Origin of the sequence: Aquirufa antheringensis (genome assembly GCF_023921165.1) — a bacterium.
GTDB lineage: Bacteria > Bacteroidota > Bacteroidia > Cytophagales > Spirosomataceae > Aquirufa > Aquirufa antheringensis.
Genome location: NZ_CP049835.1, coordinates 2,262,896 through 2,281,648 on the forward strand (window position 1 = coordinate 2,262,896; position 18,753 = coordinate 2,281,648).

Consider the following 18,753-nt stretch of genomic DNA (forward strand, 5'->3'; position numbering starts at 1 on the left):
ATATTTTATACCTTTGCCTTATGAGAAATTTGATCATTGCCCCCTCGGTTTTAGCCTGTGATTTTTTAAACATTGGTTCAGAAGTACACATGTTGAATGAATCTGCTGCAGATTGGATTCATATTGATGTCATGGATGGGGTTTTTGTGCCTAACATCTCTTTTGGTTTTCCGGTATTGGAAGCTATTCATAAAGTCGCTACAAAGGTGCTTGACGTTCATTTAATGATTGAAAAGCCAGAGCAATATATTTCGACTTTTGCCAAAGCAGGAGCCAAAGTCATCACCGTACACTACGAAGCATGTCCTCATATTCATCGTACGATCCAGCAAATCAAAGATGCCGGTTGCCTAGCGGGTGTGGCCATTAATCCGGGTACACCAGTAGAAGTTTATGAAGACATTATTGCGGATTTAGATTTAGCCTTGATTATGTCAGTCAATCCAGGATTTGGAGGTCAAAAGTTCATTCCTAATGCGATCAATAAAACGAAGCGTTTAGCCGATATGGCCGCAAAAGCAGGTAATACGGCCCTAAAGATTGAAATTGATGGTGGTGTTACGATGGCAAATGCCGCAGATTTATATCAAGCAGGTGCAGATGTATTAGTGGCTGGAAGTTTTGTTTTTGCTTCAAAAGATCCGAAGGCAACCATAGCTGATTTATTGTCTGTAGCGAATTAATTTGATGGGTGTCAGAATCTGCATCTTGTTGATTTTTGTTTCCACCCTTACTTTGGCCCAAAAAGTAAAATGGGCTTCTCAGGTTATTTCCGTTTCTAGTGAATACAAAGATCCCCTTTTAGGTAGGGAATACAGAGCTTTACATGCGTTAGGTCGTCCTAGTAAATACCCCAAAATGGCTGCCACTCCTAGTGCTTGGCAATCGATGACCGCTGATAGTCCAGAAGGAGAATACCTGTTAGTAGGATTTGATACGACGATGGCGGTGAAACAAATCGCTATTTTTGAAAACTTTGGAGCTGGTAGCATCACTTCGGTAGATGGTTTAGATCAGAATAATAGGATCTATCCTTTGCGGTCCTTCGCCCCTGGTTATGCTTCCGCAGGATCTCAAGTTACCACCATTCGACTCCCGACTAAAACGAGTTTCAAATTAAAGGGCATCAAGATTTCCTTTAATTCATTACGGGTGAAAGGATACTCCCAAATTGATGCTATTGGTATCTCTGATAGCGATGAACCTATCGAGTCTTCTTTGAAATTAACCACTGATGCGAATGCCTTTCAGGCACGTGAAAACCTAGGAAATGCTATTAATTCGAAGTTTAATGAGATTTGTCCCGTTGTTAGCCCTGATGGCCAAAAGCTTTATTTCACTCGCTGGAAGCATCCTGATAATTTAGGAGCTAACAAGAACCAGGATATTTGGGTATCTAATTGGCAGCCTGATCGTACTTGGTCAAAAGCTACGCTGTTTCCTGCTCCCATCAATAATGACGAAAACAATGCAGTTTGCGGCATTACCCCTAACGGAAAGACGTTGTTATTAAACAATGTCTACGGAAAAGACGGTACGATGGAAAAAGGCGTTTCCTTTTCTTTCTTATTACGAACAGGTGAGTGGAGTTTTCCTAAAGCGTTGAAAATTGTCAACTTTAAGAATAAATCAGAATTCTCTGAATATACGTTGGCGCCTAATGGTAAAGTCCTCTTGATGACCACGGAAACCAAAGATTCATATGGTGGAAAGGATATCTATGTTTCGTTTTTGAATGCAGATGATTCCTGGTCAGAACCGAAAAACATAGGCCCAGTTGTTAATACGGGTGAAGCGGAATCAACCCCTTTTATTGCTCCCGATGGAGTGACGATGTACTTCTCCTCCAGTGGTCACGTAGGTTATGGCAATAATGATATCTTTTTATCTCGTCGATTAGATGATACGTGGCAAAATTGGTCTACCCCAGAAAACCTTGGGCCTATTGTGAATACGCCTCAGTGGGATGGTTATTTCTCTGTATCGGCTAAAGGTGATTTTGCTTATTTTAGCTCCACTGAGAACTCAGTGGGCGCGGAAGATATTTTCCGTATCAAGATTCCAGAAAAAGCGAAGCCTTTGACCTTAATTCAGCTAACGGGTCAAGTCATAAATCAGAAAACCAAAGAACCAATGGCTGCACGCATCGTCATTAAAGCAAAAGGGAATCCCTCGGATACGCTTTCGGTTGATTATGAGCCTTATGTAGGTGATTATAGTTTTATGTGGCCAGCTAAAAAGCCATTTACCGTTCAAATTAAGAAACAGGGATTCTTCTCCAAGGTGGAAAATTTTGACTTCACCTCTTCCACTAATTTTCAGTTAGTCAATCGCAATTTCTTCCTTCAAACGGTAGAAAAAAATAAGGCTTATGCGTTTTCTAATCTTGTTTTTGATCAAGGAAAGGCAGAATTAAAGCCCGGTTTTGAAGCTGAATTAGAGAAGATTATTTCCATTTTATCCGAGAATACGCAATACGGCTTGCTATTAGAGGGTCATACCGATAACCAAGGTGACTGGAATGATAATTTAAAGTTATCTATCGAACGAGTGGAGAACGTAAAGGCCTATTTGGTTTCTAAGGGAGTAGACGCGAATCGTATTCAAACGAAGGGATGGGGCGGTTCGAAGCCTTTGGCAAACAACCTATTAGAAGATACGCGTAAAAGTAATCGCCGGGTGGAGTTTACGCTCATTCCCATAGAATAAAAAAAGAGGGGATTGCTCCCCCCTATTTCAATCAACCTAAAACTCGTATTATAAAAGTACGATCAAACTCTTAATGATCGCCGTTAGACGGATGGCATCTAAAATACGCGCTTCAGTAGCTCCGTGGTTCTTCACAGATTGCTCATGAGAAGTTACACACATTTCACAGCCGTTAATCGCAGAAACCGTTAAGCTAGCTAATTCAAAGAATTCTTTACCTAAAACAGGGTTCATCATAATCGACATACGAATACCCGCTGGTGCCGTATTGTAGTACTCTTTATCTACCATGTGCTTGAAACGGTAGAAAATGTTGTTAGCATTCAGTAATGATACTAAAGCGTGCATTTCTGTAATCTCTGCATCCGTAGCTCCTTTGCTAAGCGCTAGTTCTGTTAGTGAATCAATTGTTCTAGTGTGCTTTTGATTCACAGAAACCGCTAAGGCTAATAGAATAGCTTCTTTTTCTGTCAACGTTTGAGCGCGTAAGGCATTCGAAACATTGATTTTAAGATCTTTAATGTAGCGGTGATCTGCTGCATCAAGGGTATCTAAAAGGGCAAACGATTCTGTGGCAGGGATATTGATCTCCGCCAATAAGTTGTCTTTTGTCTCACTCATGGTTGTTGATTTTAATAGCCCCAGGGAATCCTGGGGCTAAAGAACTGATTATAATGTAGCGTCTCCAGCTTTCCAGTTACATGGGCAAAGCTCGTCTGTTTGTAGCGCATCTAATACACGTAAAACCTCGTCTACGTTACGACCTACTGAAAGATCATTGGCAGATACCCAACGGATAACGCCATCTTGGTCAGCGATGTAGGTTACACGGTAAGCTACTTTCTCTCCTTCAGTTAAGATACCTAATTCTTCTGCTAAGCTCTTAGAAGTATCCGCTAACATAGGGAATTTTAATCCACGTAAATCGTCGTGATCTCTTCTCCAAGCAGCGTGAACGAATTCAGAATCTGTAGAAGCTCCGATTAAAGAAGCATCGCGATCTGCGAAATCTCCTGCACGGCGGTTGAATTCAGCGATTTCTGTAGGGCAAACAAAAGTAAAATCTTTTGGCCACCAGAACATCACTAACCACTTACCGTCCTTCTTGTGATCTTCTGAAGTGATTGTTGAAAATTCTTTTCCTTGCTCTAAAGAAACGACTGCTGTTTTTGAAAATGTAGGGAATTGACTTCCTAATCCTAACATGTGATTTGCCATCTGTATTGGTTGTTTTATTGTTCTTGTTAAATTGTGATGCAAAGATCTTGTTTAAAGTGTTATTAGTCAAATCTATATTTTCTATATTTGTATAGTTTTAAATTATACTATGACTATAACGCAATTAGAGTACATTGTCGCCCTAGCTGATTTGCAAAGTTTTTCCAAAGCTGCGGATTATTGTTGTGTTTCTCAGCCCAGCCTGAGTATGCAGGTGCAAAAGTTAGAGGATGAATTAAACCTTACCCTTTTTAATCGCAAGGCGAAACCTCTCGTTCCTACCCTAGAAGCAAGAGAAGTTATCGCAAAAGCACGGGCGATTTTAAATGAGAGTAATTCGATTCTTTCTCTTTCCAAAGGTTGGTCAAATCAAGTAAATGGCTTTGTTTCCATCGGTGTCATTCCTACCATTGCTCCCTATTTGATGCCCAAGTTTCTAGCGGATTTTCAGTTGAAATACCCTGATTTGACTATTCGCATTGCGGAAACGACCACGGCTAATATCAAAAAAGGCATTCAGGAAGGAAAAATTGATATCGGAATTTTGGTTACCCCATTAAATGATTCGTTAGTAGAGATTCCACTCTATTATGAAGAATTGTTCTTGTACTCTAATGTATGGGAAGAGGATGGTTCGAAACTGAAATCGACGTTAGATCCCTCTAAGTTATGGCTATTAGAGGAAGGACATTGTTTAAGTAGCCAAGTGAATTCCATCTGTAACTTACCATCAGGCCCATTAGTGGGCACTAAGATGACATATCAAACGGGAAGTATGGAAACGATTGTGCGTCTGGCTGATCAAGGATTTGGCCAAACCATTATACCTCAAATGTTCGTGGATTACTTAGATCCTAAACTAAAAGAAAAAGTGTACACTTTACCTGAACCTAAGCCTGTAAGGGAAGTTGCCCTCGTTCACGCACCCTCCTATTCAAGAAAAGCGATGGTAAAAGCATTGGAACTTGAGATTTTAGCTCATATTCCAGACTCGTGGAAACATTCGCAGGAACGGAACATTATCCCCATATAGTTTTTGCCTTAGCGCTTCTTAATAAAGGTCTAAGGAACAATAAACTAGCCCCAAAAACAATGGTAAGTACCAAAATGCTGATCCGCATATTGCCCGTTAATTGAATAACAAGGCCAAACATAAACGTGCCTATAACTGTTGACATTCGATCACAAACATCAAAGAAGCTAAAATAGGACGCGGTATCCTTCTCCCCTTTGGGACATAATTTAGCGTAAGTAGCGCGGCTATTCGATTGAATTCCGCCCATCACAAAACCGATGGCCGTCGCTAGTAAATAAAAATTAAATTGAGACGTGACCGTATACGCATAAGCACAAATGAATATCCAAACGAGCACAATTAAACCTAATGCTTTGATATTACCTATCCAGCCTGATAATCGGGCACAGAAATAGGCGCCAGGAATAGCTACGAGTTGAATCAGTAAAATAGTGATGATTAATGCATCTTCCGGTAAATGCAATTCTTGACTTCCAAATAAAGCGCCTAAATACATCACCGTTTGGGCTCCCATATTAAATAAGAAGAAACTGATTAAAAAGAATTTGACCTCTTTAATCACGATTACCTCCTTAAATACTTTGCGAAGTTCTTTAAAACCTCCCAGCCACCAGTGCCTCGTATCTTTCTCTTTTGCAATTGAATCAGGAAGGTAGTGTAAGGGGATTTGTGCAAATAATAACCACCACAAACCAACGGTTAAAAATGAAACGCGAGCAGCCATTTCGCCCTCTATTCCGCCATACCATTCGGGTTTTAAAAGCATCGTTAGGTTTTGGACTAATAATAAAACAGAGCCTATATAACCTAAGGTAAATCCTTTCGCACTTAAGCGATCAAATCGATCGGGGGTGGCTATTTCAGGCAGAAAACTATTGTAGAATACCATACTTCCACCCCATCCAATGATAGAAAATAGGAATCCGAGCGTACCTATAAAGTAATGGCCCTTACTGAAAAAAAATAAGGCTATGCAGCTGAAAGACCCTAGATAACAGAAAAAACGCATAAAACTTTTCTTCGCGCCTGTATAATCCGCAATTCCAGAGAGGAAGGGCATCAATATAGTTAGGGCTAAGAAGGCAACGGAAATAGAATAAGAAAAAACAACCGTATTGCTTAGTTCGAAACCTAAAATGGAAATCATTCCAGGCGTAGTGCTTCCTAGGGTAATCGCTGCTGAAGGAAAATAAATGGGAAAAATGGCTGAAGTAATCGTTAAAGAATGCACAGAATTAGCCCAATCATAAAAGGCCCATGCATTTAACGTTTTCGGATTATTCAGCTGTTGTTCCATTAAAATAAGCCTAATTGTTCCCCTTTAGGTGGGTTTTTTATTTCAAATGGGATATCATCTTTCTCTTCCGGTTGTTCTTTTTCTTCAGGGAAATTGACTACGAATTCAGGCTCCTCTGAAGTGGCTTCTGCTGGTGTTTCTGTGGACACTGAAACGGTTTCTGCTACCTCTTCCCCTTCCTCCGCTTCCTCCATCTCTACAGGTTCAGGTACATCTGGTGCCTTTTCAACGACTGGAGCTTCCTCCTCCGTTGCAAGGAAAACAACTTCGACTAGTTTCGGATAATTTAACTTACTTCCTAAAGCCTTCCACCCTCTTACTTCGGCTAACTCATCGATTGGAATGATTTCTAACTCATTCGTCTTCCCATCTGGTTTATGCTTTATCTGTACGTTAGGGGCATAATTATCTGTTACAGCAATTAGTTTACTTGCTTTATGATCCGATATGAATAAGAATTTCTTATCTAATGATGTTGTTTCTAAATGGAATCGTTTGATTAAGTGCGTCTTGTTAGATCCATCGAAGTAAGCTGCAGAAATAATAGCTTGAGGCTCGAATTTCTTTAAGTACATGATTTCCTCAGCCGGGTAACGATTTGTTAACTCAAAGTTAGTTAACTCATAATTACCTGATCCATAAATAGCCAAAATGCTGTCATTCGGCTCAAAATTGCCGATATGGTCTCCGTGTCCATCGCGGTTTAAGCGACCAATCGTAGGATCGTACCAAATATCCACCCCACCTAAGGTAGATACTCCCGCAGATTTCATCGTGATTTTACGAACAGGGTATTTGGTTAGCATATTTCCTAAAGACTCACGTCCTTTAATCGCTAGTTTCGCGAAGTCATAGTCAAATTGCTTGATTTTAGCCGTACAATTCGCAGTTAGGCTAATTTGGATTACCTCAGCCTCGCCGTTTTCATTGGCTGAGAAATAGGTAAGCTTAGACTTCGCATTATCGCTACTCACTTTGTATTCGCGATCACGCGTAACCGAAGTTACTTTGAAACGTTTTACATAGGAAGTGCCAGACTTGCCATCTAAGTAAACGACGTTATAGACTTTTCTATCGTCGTTTTTCTTAAATACGGAGCAATAAATAATATCGCGACCCACGAATACCTTTTCTTGTACTTTAGTCACGACACAGGTACCGTTTGAGCGGAATACGATGATATCATCGATATCTGAGCAATCCATTACGTATTCGTCTTTCTTCAAGCCATAACCGATGAAACCATCTTCGCGGTTGACATATAACTTCTGGTTAGCAGCAGCAACGACAGTTGCAGAAATGGTATTAAAGTTCTTGATCTCCGTGCGACGCTCTCTCCCTTTTCCGTATTTAGCTAATAGATTCTTGAAGTAATCTATTGCAAAACGGATCAAGTTCGCCAAATGATCTTCTACTTCGGCTAATTCGTCTAATAAACGCTTCATTAATTCGTCTGCTTTGAAGCTATCGAATTTTGAAATACGCTTGATTCTGATTTCTAAAAGGCGAAGAATATCCTCCTCGGTGATTTCGCGGTAGAAGTCTTTTTTGTAAGGCTCTAAGCCTTTATCTACTGTTTGAATAACTAATTCAAAGGTTTCACATTCTTCGATATCACGGTAGATGCGGTTTTCGATGAAGATTTTTTCCAAAGAGCTGAAAAGCACTTTTTCCATCAACTCCCCTTTGCGAATCTCTAATTCTTGACGAAGTAAATCAACTGTTTGGTTAGTAGAAACGCGTAGTATTTCGCCTACAGCCATAAAGTGTGGCTTATCTTCGATGATCACGCAGGCATTAGGTGAAATAGATACCTCGCAATCGGTAAAGGCATACAAAGCGTCAATTGTAACGTCCGGAGAAATACCTGGAGCTAATTGAATTTGAATCTCTACGTCTTTGGCCGTATTATCAATTACCTTCTTGATCTTGATTTTACCCGTATCATTTGCCTTGATAATGGAATCGATTAATGAAGTGGTTGTGGTCGTGTACGGAATCTCCGTTATGACAAGCGTTTTCTTGTCTAATTCATCGATTTTAGCGCGAATACGGATTTTTCCACCGCGAAGTCCATCGTTATAATTAGAGGCATCCATCATTCCCCCTAATAGGAAGTCTGGATACAGTTCTACTTTCTTGTTATTTAAGATGTCGATGGATGCCTGGATAATCTCACAGAAATTATGAGGCATAATCTTCGTAGCAAGACCTACGGCGATACCTTCAACCCCTTGAGCAAGTAAAAGGGGGAATTTAATCGGAAGTGTTACGGGTTCGCGCTTGCGACCATCGTAGGACATTTGCCATTCCGTGGTTTGGTTGTTAAAAACAACATCGCTCGCGAATTTCGATAAACGAACCTCAATATAACGAGCTGCTGCAGCGCTATCGCCTGTACGGTTATCTCCCCAGTTACCTTGGCAATCAAATAAGAGCTCTTTTTGGCCTAAATTAACAATCGCATCATTGATAGAAGCATCCCCGTGCGGGTGGTATTGCATCGTTTGACCAATGACATTCGCAACCTTATTGAAACGGCCATCGTCCATTTCCTTCAATGCGTGCAAAATACGACGCTGAACGGGCTTCAATCCATCTTCAACGGCCGGAACTGCACGCTCTAAAATAACGTAAGAAGCATATTCTAAGAACCAATTCTCATACATCCCTGCTACCGCAATCTGATTCTGTAGTGCGCCGTCCGCTGTTTCACTCATAGTAATTATAGCTAATTATCTTCCGCATGGAAGAGTTGGTACATGATTAATGCTGTAGCCCCCCAAATCAAATTCCCCTCATACACAAAGGATGGACTCAGGATCTTATTTCCATCGTAGCTAACTTCAAAAGGTTGTAGATTAGCTGAATCTTGAAAGAAGGATACAGGTATTTCAAAAATACGATTAATTTCTCTTTTATTTAAATCGTAAGACAGCTTTTTATTTATCCGAATCGAAAATGCCGTCATCCAATAATTAGAGACATGAATCCAATGCTCTGTAATGTATTCCAAAGAAGTCGAATCGATCTCCACTCCTATTTCTTCCAGCACTTCTCTGGCTGCTGTCTCCCGTAAATCTTGATCAGTTGGATCCATTTTTCCGCCTGGCAGTGCCATTTGGCCACTGTGGTGACCATCGTACTGATTGCGCTCGATAAGAATAAGGTGAGGTTCTTGTTCTTCTATTTCGATCCACAGAACGGCGACTGCTGCCTGTTTCGCATTTTCTTTAATCTCTGGTTTTTGAAGAATTTGTCTGTAAATCTGCTTGAAAGGCTCGAATTCTTTCATCCCTACATTGTTTTAGCGATAGCTTCTGCACATCGTATTCCGTCCAAAGCTGCGGACATGATACCTCCCGCATATCCACCACCTTCACCACATGGATACAAACCTTTTATCTCCGGATGTTCCAACGTTTCTTTATCACGGGGTATTTTCACAGGAGAGGATGTTCTACTCTCTAGGCCAATGATTTGGCCTAAATTAGAAGAAAATCCAGGTATCTTCTTATTGAAATCTTGGAATCCTTGGGCCAAAGGTTCTGAGATATAATCAGGTAAGAATTCGCGCATCTCACCTGGTTCTAATCCTGGTACATAACTGGTAGGATGCGAACTCTTGCTTGCTTTTCCTTGGATAAAATCGAGAGTATATTGGGAGACCGCTTTTTGGGACCCTCCTACTAAACTCCCTGCCTTCTGCTCTAATTCTTCTTGCAATTGCATCCCTGCCAAAGCTCCAAATTCCTTGTATCTCGCTAAATCTTCCGCTACAATACTAACGACAATGCCAGAGTTGGCATATTTAGAATCCCGTCTGGAGGGGGACATGCCATTCACCACCACTTGATTAGGGGATGTGGCAGAGGGAACAATGAAACCTCCTGGGCACATACAGAAAGAGAAAACGCCGCGTTGTACTCCTTGGAAATTACTTTGCGTTACTAAGCTAAAACTAGCCGGTGGTAAGTATTCAGGTCGTTGCTTTACTTTGTATTGAGCTTGATCTATAAAGGACTGCTGGTGTTCGATTCGAACACCGATAGCAAAAGGTTTAGCTTCGATAGCTACCCCTTTCGTTTGCAATAATTGGAATATATCTCGGGCAGAATGTCCTGTAGCCAATAATAATCGGTCAGCTTGGAATTCCGCTCCATTTGAGCATACCACCCCTTTTATCGTTTTATTTTCAATTAAAAAGTCCACTACTCGGTGATGAAAATGTACTTCTCCTCCCGCTGCAATGACTGCATCCCGCATGGATGCGATAATACCTGGTAACTTATTTGTTCCTATGTGTGGGTGAGCCTCAAATAAGATGTCGCTATGGGCCCCATGAGCCACAAATGTCTCCAAAACCCCTTTGATATCACCACGTTTCGTACTTCTCGTATATAATTTACCGTCCGAATAGGTACCTGCGCCTCCTTCTCCAAAACAGTAATTAGAATCTGGATCCACTAAATTAAAGCGGTTAATAGCGGCTAAATCCCTTCTACGGTCACGCACATCTTTACCTCGTTCTAAAACGATGGGTTTGATTCCTTTTTTGACAAAATCGATCGCCGCAAATAATCCCGCTGGACCAGATCCAATGATGATGACTTTTTTAGCGTTCTTTGATAAAGTGGGTAATTGAGCAGAAAGGCTGAAATCGTGCCCCTTCTCATAAAAGCCAATCCGAAGATTTACTTTAATTTGTCTACTTCTAGCGTCGATTGACCTTTTTTCAATGCGATAGGTACAAGCCGCTAGATACGACTCTCCCATCTCAGCTGTTAAAAATTGAGCTAATTTTTCAGGTGAATGGGCAGTATCTGGGCTAAGAACGAAGTCTCTTTGGTCAATCATACGAGTATTTTGTGCAAATTTACGAATCAATTTTGACTATTTCAGATGAATAAGCTTGGCGCAGAAGTTTCCCCCTATTTATTGCAACATAAAAACAACCCGGTTCATTGGGAACCTTGGGGCTTTGAGGCATTAGAACGAGCTAAAAAGGAAGACAAACCCATTTTAGTGAGTATTGGATATGCTGCCTGTCATTGGTGCCATGTGATGGAACACGAATCATTTGAGAATGAAGAAGTGGCTGCTATCATGAATGAACACTTTGTGAACATTAAAGTAGACAGGGAAGAACGACCGGATGTGGACATGGTATATATGGAGGCGCTTCATCAAATGGGATTGAATGGCGGTTGGCCACTGAATGTGTTTTTATTACCAGACCAAAAACCTTTTTACGGCGGGACTTATTTCAAAAAGGCTAATTGGATCCAGCTACTTCACTCGATTCACAATGCTTTTGTGAACAATCGGGAGGATTTAGCTAAATCAGCGGATGGTTTCGCCGAAAGTCTTTCTGAAAATGCCTCGTTCTTTGCTCATTCGGATTTAGCTGAAACGGCAGCAATTATTCCTGCTGCTTTGACTAAAATTTTATCGGCTTTAGATCCTGTTTTTGGTGGTATTAATAAAGCGCCTAAATTTCCTCTACCCTCTTTAATTCAGTTTTTGTATTCGGTTCCCAGTTCTCTTTCTGTTGAATTAGGTTTACCTATTCTTCAAAAAACGTGGATGGAAAAAATGGCTCAAGGAGGAATCTATGATGCTGTAGGTGGCGGATTTTCGAGGTATTCGGTGGATTCGGAATGGTTTTGTCCTCATTTTGAAAAGATGCTCTATGATAATGCGCAATTATTGTCTGCCTACACGAAAGCCTATAAGCGAGAGCGTAATCCGCTGTACCAAGAGGTTATTTTTGATACGATTTCCTTTTTAAAGAGAGAGTTACTTTCGCCTCACGGATTGTATTATTCCTCTTTAGACGCGGATTCAGAGGGACAAGAGGGATTATTCTATACCTGGTCTCATGCAGAATTGGCTGGCTTGAATAATGAAGAATTATTAAAGACCTATTCCATCTCAAAGAATGGGAATTGGGAAGATGGACGCAATATTTTATTCAAATCATCTCCTGTTTTAAATGCGCATTTTGAGAAAGAGATGGAGGTTTTACGAGCTGCAAGGCTTACGAGAATAAGACCTGGGACAGATACAAAAGAAGTCTTGGTTTGGAATGCTCAATTAGTGGCAGCATTTGTGGAAGTTTATCAAGTTTTTGGTCGAAAAGAGGATTTGCAAAGTGCTTTCGATTTACTGCAGGCCATTGAAACGCATTTGAACAAAGATAATCTTTGGTTACATCAGGCTCAGTATTCGCGTGAACCGATTGGCGCTTTTTTAGATGATGTGGCGGCTTTGGTTTTGGCTTACATTCAAGTTTATTTGTTGACTTCAGATATAGTCTATAAAGAGAAAGCTGACAAAATTCTGCAGATGATATGCGATGATTTTGCTCATCCGGAATTAGCGTTATATCAATACCGGTCGAAAAAGGCAGACTATTTAATTGCGGAGAAAGTGGAAGTAATGGATTCGGTGATGCCTTCGTCTAATTCGATGCTATGTGAAGCTTTTTTATGGATGGGAATACTGAAAAATAAAGCTGATTACACACTTCAAGGTCGTGCGATGTTATCTCAAATTATCGAAAGAGCTATGGCTCATCCAGCCTATTTTGCAAATTGGCTACGTATTTATTCCGAGTGGATGGAGCATCCCAAGGCGATGTTGAAATATGCAGGGAATGTTGATGGATTAGTCGGTTTTGACTGGTGTATCGATAAAGAACAACTAGTTTTTGTTCCTTCGGATGAAATAGAGGCCTATTTATTATGTGTGGGAGATTATTGCTTTGCCCCTGTTGCGACATTACAAGAGGTAGATAAACAGCTTTCTGAACTTATTTAATTCGTTCCGGATTCTCAGTGACGAATGCGCCCCAGCCTTTCTTCGTGCCTTTGAGCGTGGAGCTGATGTTTTTATTGTGGAAATGATGGCAAATGGCGATTCCGAGGGCATCAGTAGCATCGTGCATTTTGGCATCTAACTTAATGTTGCCAATAATCTCCACCATTTTTGCGACTTGTTCTTTCGACGCATTCCCATTCCCTGTCACCGATTGCTTGATCTTTTTAGGCTCGTATTCCGCTATGGGAATTGATTTAGAGAAGGCCAAAGACATCACCATTCCCTGCACGCGGCCTAATTTCAACATCGACTGAACGTTTTTTCCAAAGAAGGGAGATTCAATCGCGATTTCATCTGGTAAAAACTCTTCTAAAATACCTAAAACGCGTTCGTGAATCTTTAAGAATTTAGCTCCCTGCGTCGTGTATTTAGTCAAGTTTAACACTCCATACTGTAACACAGTAACCTTGTCATTCGTGATACGCAATAATCCATAACCAAGGAAACGCGTTCCTGGGTCAATGCCTAAGATTATTTTTTCTGAAGAGGAAGTGCTAATTTGCGCCATTAATGCTGTGTATGTTTATTCATCAAATTCCGTCGTTCGTTCCTGACCTTTTACCGCGTTTTACGTGGTCAAAACCAGCTGATCGTCAGATTTACTTAACCTTTGATGATGGACCAACTCCTGAAATTACGGATTTTGTCCTAGAATGCTTGAACGAATACAAGGCAAAGGCTACATTTTTTTGCATTGGCAAGAATGTGGTAGAAAATTCGAGTATTATTCAACGCATTCAGGCTGGTGGTCATAGTATCGGAAATCATACCATGAACCATAGTAATGCCTGGAAAATGGATTATGCTTCCTTTTTAGCTGATGTTGAGAAATGTGAGGATGTATTTGCGCAGCAACACATCACATCTGTCGGTTTTCGTCCTCCCTACGGGCGGATTACGCGCAAGATGTACCTTGAAATGGAAAATGTTTTTCTATGGAGTGTATTAACGGGAGATTACAATGCATCATTAACTTCTTCCGCTATCCTAAAATCGGTTCTTCCTTTATTAAAACCTGGTGCTGTTGTGGTGATGCACGATAGTGTCAAAGCTTTCCCCCACTTACAGGTTATTTTACCTGTCATTCTTCGTTATTGTCAAGAACAAAATTTTGATTTATCCGCCCTATGATAGATACGCACGCACACCTGTATGATGTTCATTTTCAAGAAGATATTATATTTCACTTAAAGGAGATTCAGAACGCCGGCGTAACTGAAGTTTGGTTGCCTAATTGTGATTCGGAATCTTGGGTGGATCTGAAGAAGTTAAGTGAAAATCACCCTGATTTTGTTCTTCCTATGATTGGATTGCATCCTACCTATGTGAAAGAAAATTACTTAGAAGAGTTAGCTGTGCTAAAAAAGGAGTTAGACAATAAAAAGGTGCTAGCCATAGGCGAAATTGGACTCGATTATTATTGGGATACGACCTTTGCAGACCAACAAATGGACGCCTTTAAGCAACAATGCCATTGGGCATTAGATCTTGGTCTGTGGGTAGATATACATTGTCGAAAAGCGTATGCAGATTTAATTAAAACGCTTAAGTTACCTGAATTCTCTCCTTTAGGAGGTATTATTCATTGTTTTGCAGGTGACGCTAGAGAAGCAAAGGTTTTGACTGATTTAGGCTATTATTTGGGTATTGGCGGTGTAATTACTTATAAAAACACGACGCTATTTGAGGATATCAAGGATATTCCTTTGTCTCGAATTGTATTAGAAACAGACGCACCCTATTTAAGCCCTGTGCCCTTTAGAGGAAAGCCTAATTCACCTAAGAATATCCCTATCATTGCTCAAAAATTGGCTGATTTATACGAAGTGTCATTAGATCATGTGGTGTCCCAGACGAACGAAAATGCACAGCAATTAAAAACTATCTCAGGTTATTAATTAGGCCTTTCATTTGATTATCCCAGTCAAGTATGGCTTTTTTTAGTCTTAAGACCACGGAATTTGATGATTCCTTAAACTTTGTCCAAGAGCCTTGAAATACTAATTTCCCATTCTCCATAATTCCTACGGAATGGCTCAATTGTAGTATATCGGTCAAATCATGACTAATCAAAATACAAGGAATAGCCCGCTCATTAACGACTGAAGCTATTATTTGAGAGAATTCTAATTTTTGTTCCGTATCTAATTGACTAAAAGGCTCATCTAATACCAAATAAGAAATAGGTTGGCTGATGGCTTCCAGTAAGGCTAATTTTTGTCTTTCACCTCCAGATAAATCCGCTACTTTTGTGTCGCGCTGTTTCGATAAGTAAAATTGCTTCAGGTATTTAGTTATTACCGCATCTTGTTGGGCATTAGGGAGGTATTGGAATAATACTTGTGCATAATTATATACGGTGTGATGAGGCTTTAAATGGAGGGTTTGAGGGACGTAGCCCGCTTTTTTGAATTTCGGAATTAATCGATCCAAACCATCATTTAATTCCTTTGAATCTATGCTAATGGAATAGTCTTGATCGTATTTCAAACCCACTAATAGGTTCGCAATCGTACTTTTTCCCGAACCACTTTTTCCAATTAATGCGTAGATTTCGCCTGATTTTACCTTTATTTGAATATTGGATAAAGCAAAATGACTAGTAACTTGGTGTTTCTTTATGCCGATTTTTAACATTAAACCTATTTAAAATGATTCTGTGCGGAATTGATGTGGGAACTTCTTCCATTAAAGTTAGTATTGTTGATGCAGCAAACCAACAATTAATTTATTCTACTTCTTATCCAGAGGTTGAAAATGAGATTTCTTCCCCTCAACCAGGTTTTGCTGAACAAGACCCAGAACATTGGTGGTATTGTGTTAAACAAGCTATTTTAAAAGCGAATTCTACAGGTTTGTATGACCCTAAAAACATCGGAGCCATTGGTATATCGTATCAAATGCATGGTTTGGTCGTCGTAGATAAAGAAGCTCAGGTGTTACGCCCATCTATTATTTGGTGTGATTCCCGTGCCACTCCTTTTGGAGAAAAAGCTTATAAAGACTTAGGAGAGTCATTTTGCCAAAGTCATTACCTGAATTCTCCTGGTAATTTCACCGCCGCTAAATTAGCCTGGGTAAAGGAGAATCAACCTGCCGTTTTTGAACAAATCGCACAGGTATTATTGCCAGGTGATTTCATTGCAGGTCGTTTTACATCCAATTTTACCACAACAGCTTCAGCCCTCTCAGAAGGTATATTGTGGGATTTTAAAGAATCACACCCTGCTAAAGACTTAATGGCTTATTATGGCTTCCCTGAATCCATTTTTCCGCCGGTTCATCCTTTATTTTCGGATCACGGCACGATAACTGCTAATGTAGCTGCTGAATTAGGTTTAGGATCTCACGTGAAGGTAACCTATAAAGCTGGTGACCAGCCTAATAATGCCTATTCCTTAGGTGTTTTACATCCGGGTGACATCGCCACTACGGCTGGTACCTCAGGGGTAGTTTATGGAATTTCAGCTGACTTAAAGTTTGATACAGAAAATCGGGTTAATTCGTTTGCCCACGTAAATCATACAGCTACTAAAACAAGTGTAGGAGTGTTAATGTGCATCAATGGTACGGGTATTTTAAACCGTTGGGTGAAGCAGAATTTCTTTCCTTCTTTAACTTATTCCCAAATGAATGAGTTAGGTGCAAAAGCGACAATTGGTACGAATGGTTTAGTTTGTATGCCCTTTGGGAATGGTGCAGAGCGGATTTTCCAGAATCAAACCTTAGGTGGCAGTTTTCAGCATTTAGATTTCAATCGCCATCAATCAGCTGATATTATTCGTGCCGCTCAAGAAGGTATTGCCTTCTCCATGGTCTATGGCATAGAATTGCTTGGTAACGTGGGCGTTAAGCCTAAGAAATTAAAGGCAGGTTTAGCTAATATGTATTTGAGTGAGCTATTTACACAAGCCATTGTGAATGCCTCAGGTGCTTCAGTAGAATTATTGGAATCAGATGGAGCTTTTGGTGCGGCTTTAGGTGCGGGTGCGGGTGTAGGATATTATGCTAATGAAGATGAAGCGGTGAGTCATATCAAAGTCTTGAAAACGATTCATCCTGATGGAAGTTTAAAGAATGCCTATGCGGATGCTTACGGTGTTTGGAAGAATAACCTACCCGCTTAAAAAAGGTAAAGCCTCTCAATCGCTTGAGAGGCTTGTACCCAGAGCCGGAGTCGAACCGGCACGGGCTTGCACCCACGGGTGTTTGAGACCAGCGCGTCTACCAATTCCGCCATCTGGGCAATTCAAAATTGCAATGCAAAACTAGGCTAAATGATTTGCTTTCGCAAATGTGTTTAACACAAATTCTGTTTTATTCGTAACGTAAAGCTTCCACTGGATCCATCTTAGAGGCTTTGAAAGCTGGATAAATTCCTGAAAATAAGCCAACTAAAATGCAAATTATAATCCCGGTCGTCATCCATAACCAAGGGATAATAAAACTAGCTGAACCAGAGCTAATAGCTTGTGCAATTAGGTTTCCAATTGGAATGGCGAACATAATCCCTCCTATTCCTCCTAGTAAACATATAACAATCGCCTCAATCAAAAACTGTTGTAGAATACGACCTGGCGTTGCTCCTAGTGATTTACGAATACCAATTTCACGCGTTCTTTCGCTGACAGAAACCATCATAATATTCATTAAGGCAATAGCAGCACCTAAAAGTGTAATAAACCCTATCACAAATCCACCAATGCGTAAAGAACCTGTTATGCTTTCGAAACTTTTCGCCATAGAATCTGAACGGTCGATACTAAATGAATCCTCCATGCCTATCGGATCCATTCGTACTTTCCGCATAGCCCCACGCGCTTCTTCCATGAAATCATCGAGGTTATTAATTTTTGCAGACGATGTGGTGATATCAAATGTCAAGTTGCGACCCACAGCCATTTTACGACCCGTTTCTAAAGGAACAACGACTACTCGATCATCTCCTCCACCCATCATATTTCCCTTTTTCTCTAATACTCCAATCACTTTTAGCTTTATCCCAGAAACGATAATTTCAGATCCAATAGGACTTTCTTTTTCATATAATTGATCAATGACGTCAACACCTAAAATACAAACGTTAATGGCATTCAGTTGTTCATTGGGCGAAAAATTACGCCCTGCACCCACTTTATAACCTTTTAACTCCATGAAGTTTTCGTCAATTCCGAGCACACGGGTGTTAGGATTTGTTTTCTTGGACGCAAATTTCGCAATGGCATTAAAATTGACATTGGTTTTTAGAGATACTTTTCCTTTTGTAGAAAATAAAGATTTGTAATGGATAGCCTGACGATAATCGATATTTTTAAATCGTTTTTCTTTTTGACCTTCTCGCCTTACTTGCATAGCTGGACGATTACGAATGTCAAACGAATTAGCCCCTAAACCAGAAAAGGAATTATCTACAGAACTTTGAATTCCATCAATAGCCGTTAAAATTCCCACAAGGGAGGTAATCCCTAAGGATATGATGAGTGCAGTCAACACCGTTCTCAACAGGTTACCCTTGATGGAACGCAGACCCTCTAATACATTTTCTTTTACATTCATATTCTCTATTTGACTAAGCCGGATTCTTCCGGCGACTTTTTGACTAAGCCGAAGG

16 protein-coding genes and 1 tRNA gene are annotated in these 18,753 nt (G+C 40.4%); 7 read left to right on the forward strand and 10 right to left on the reverse strand.

The features are described from left to right. Positions 1 to 20: 20 nt before the first annotated feature. Together rpe and G9X63_RS10205 are read left to right on the forward strand one after the other, a co-directional pair. Entirely contained in the window at positions 21 to 683 is a 663-nt protein-coding gene (gene rpe, locus G9X63_RS10200) for a ribulose-phosphate 3-epimerase (protein ID WP_252622884.1), read from the forward strand. A 4-nt stretch (positions 684 to 687) separates the two neighbouring features. Beyond that, entirely contained in the window at positions 688 to 2,709 is a 2,022-nt protein-coding gene (locus G9X63_RS10205; RefSeq protein WP_252622885.1) for an OmpA family protein, read from the forward strand. Between the two features lie 48 nt (positions 2,710 to 2,757). Here the strand turns inward: G9X63_RS10205 and G9X63_RS10210 are convergent, their stop codons facing one another. Together G9X63_RS10210 and G9X63_RS10215 are read right to left on the reverse strand one after the other, a co-directional pair. Then, positions 2,758 to 3,330 carry a carboxymuconolactone decarboxylase family protein gene (locus G9X63_RS10210; protein WP_130896675.1) on the reverse strand — a complete coding sequence of 191 codons (573 nt, stop codon included), beginning with the start codon at positions 3,328 to 3,330 and terminating at the stop codon, positions 2,758 to 2,760. A gap of 48 nt (positions 3,331 to 3,378) precedes the next feature. After that, positions 3,379 to 3,927: a peroxiredoxin gene (locus G9X63_RS10215; RefSeq protein WP_130896676.1), complete on the reverse strand. Its 549-nt coding sequence runs from the start codon at positions 3,925 to 3,927 to the stop codon at positions 3,379 to 3,381. Between the two features lie 109 nt (positions 3,928 to 4,036). Here G9X63_RS10215 and G9X63_RS10220 point away from each other — a divergent pair, with 109 nt between their 5' ends. Beyond that, entirely contained in the window at positions 4,037 to 4,960 is a 924-nt protein-coding gene (locus G9X63_RS10220) for a LysR family transcriptional regulator (protein ID WP_130923361.1), read from the forward strand. Here G9X63_RS10220 and G9X63_RS10225 read toward each other — a convergent pair. Genes G9X63_RS10225 through G9X63_RS10240 form a run of 4 tightly spaced genes read right to left on the reverse strand, consistent with a single transcriptional unit; the run spans position 4,947 to position 11,117 of the window. Then, positions 4,947 to 6,260 (reverse strand): MFS transporter, encoded by a 1,314-nt coding sequence (locus G9X63_RS10225; protein WP_252622886.1) that lies wholly within the window; start codon positions 6,258 to 6,260, stop codon positions 4,947 to 4,949. The two genes, G9X63_RS10220 and G9X63_RS10225, sit on opposite strands and share 14 nt — an antisense overlap. Continuing rightward, positions 6,260 to 8,980: a DNA gyrase/topoisomerase IV subunit A gene (locus G9X63_RS10230; protein WP_252622887.1), complete on the reverse strand. Its 2,721-nt coding sequence runs from the start codon at positions 8,978 to 8,980 to the stop codon at positions 6,260 to 6,262. Before G9X63_RS10230 ends, G9X63_RS10225 begins: the two co-directional genes overlap by 1 nt. A gap of 11 nt (positions 8,981 to 8,991) precedes the next feature. Beyond that, positions 8,992 to 9,555 (reverse strand): NUDIX hydrolase, encoded by a 564-nt coding sequence (locus tag G9X63_RS10235; RefSeq protein ID WP_252622888.1) that lies wholly within the window; start codon positions 9,553 to 9,555, stop codon positions 8,992 to 8,994. Positions 9,556 to 9,557: 2 nt separating this feature from the next. After that, positions 9,558 to 11,117 (reverse strand): NAD(P)/FAD-dependent oxidoreductase, encoded by a 1,560-nt coding sequence (locus G9X63_RS10240; RefSeq protein ID WP_252622890.1) that lies wholly within the window; start codon positions 11,115 to 11,117, stop codon positions 9,558 to 9,560. 45 nt (positions 11,118 to 11,162) lie between these two features. Between G9X63_RS10240 and G9X63_RS10245 the strand changes: the two genes are divergently transcribed. Further along, positions 11,163 to 13,082: a thioredoxin domain-containing protein gene (locus G9X63_RS10245; protein WP_252622892.1), complete on the forward strand. Its 1,920-nt coding sequence runs from the start codon at positions 11,163 to 11,165 to the stop codon at positions 13,080 to 13,082. Here the strand turns inward: G9X63_RS10245 and ruvC are convergent. Next, positions 13,075 to 13,650 carry a crossover junction endodeoxyribonuclease RuvC gene (gene ruvC, locus G9X63_RS10250; RefSeq protein WP_130896683.1) on the reverse strand — a complete coding sequence of 192 codons (576 nt, stop codon included), beginning with the start codon at positions 13,648 to 13,650 and terminating at the stop codon, positions 13,075 to 13,077. The two genes, G9X63_RS10245 and ruvC, sit on opposite strands and share 8 nt — an antisense overlap. A gap of 11 nt (positions 13,651 to 13,661) precedes the next feature. Here ruvC and G9X63_RS10255 point away from each other — a divergent pair, with 11 nt between their 5' ends. Together G9X63_RS10255 and G9X63_RS10260 are read left to right on the forward strand one after the other, a co-directional pair. Then, positions 13,662 to 14,273: a polysaccharide deacetylase family protein gene (locus G9X63_RS10255; RefSeq protein ID WP_252622893.1), complete on the forward strand. Its 612-nt coding sequence runs from the start codon at positions 13,662 to 13,664 to the stop codon at positions 14,271 to 14,273. Further along, positions 14,270 to 15,040: a TatD family hydrolase gene (locus tag G9X63_RS10260; RefSeq protein WP_252622894.1), complete on the forward strand. Its 771-nt coding sequence runs from the start codon at positions 14,270 to 14,272 to the stop codon at positions 15,038 to 15,040. Before G9X63_RS10255 ends, G9X63_RS10260 begins: the two co-directional genes overlap by 4 nt. Here G9X63_RS10260 and G9X63_RS10265 read toward each other — a convergent pair. Continuing rightward, a complete protein-coding gene (locus G9X63_RS10265; protein WP_252622895.1) occupies positions 15,024 to 15,779 on the reverse strand; it encodes an ATP-binding cassette domain-containing protein in 756 nt (251 codons plus the stop codon). The genes G9X63_RS10260 and G9X63_RS10265 overlap by 17 nt on opposite strands. Before the next feature lie 14 nt (positions 15,780 to 15,793). On the opposite strand from G9X63_RS10265, the gene G9X63_RS10270 reads away from it, so the two are divergent. Further along, entirely contained in the window at positions 15,794 to 17,269 is a 1,476-nt protein-coding gene (locus tag G9X63_RS10270) for a xylulokinase (RefSeq protein ID WP_252622896.1), read from the forward strand. A gap of 35 nt (positions 17,270 to 17,304) precedes the next feature. On the opposite strand, the gene G9X63_RS10275 is transcribed toward G9X63_RS10270, so the two are convergent. Both G9X63_RS10275 and G9X63_RS10280 read right to left on the reverse strand, forming a co-directional pair. Beyond that, positions 17,305 to 17,388, reverse strand: a tRNA-Leu gene (locus tag G9X63_RS10275). A 71-nt stretch (positions 17,389 to 17,459) separates the two neighbouring features. After that, entirely contained in the window at positions 17,460 to 18,698 is a 1,239-nt protein-coding gene (locus G9X63_RS10280) for an ABC transporter permease (protein ID WP_130896688.1), read from the reverse strand. Positions 18,699 to 18,753: the final 55 nt, after the last annotated feature.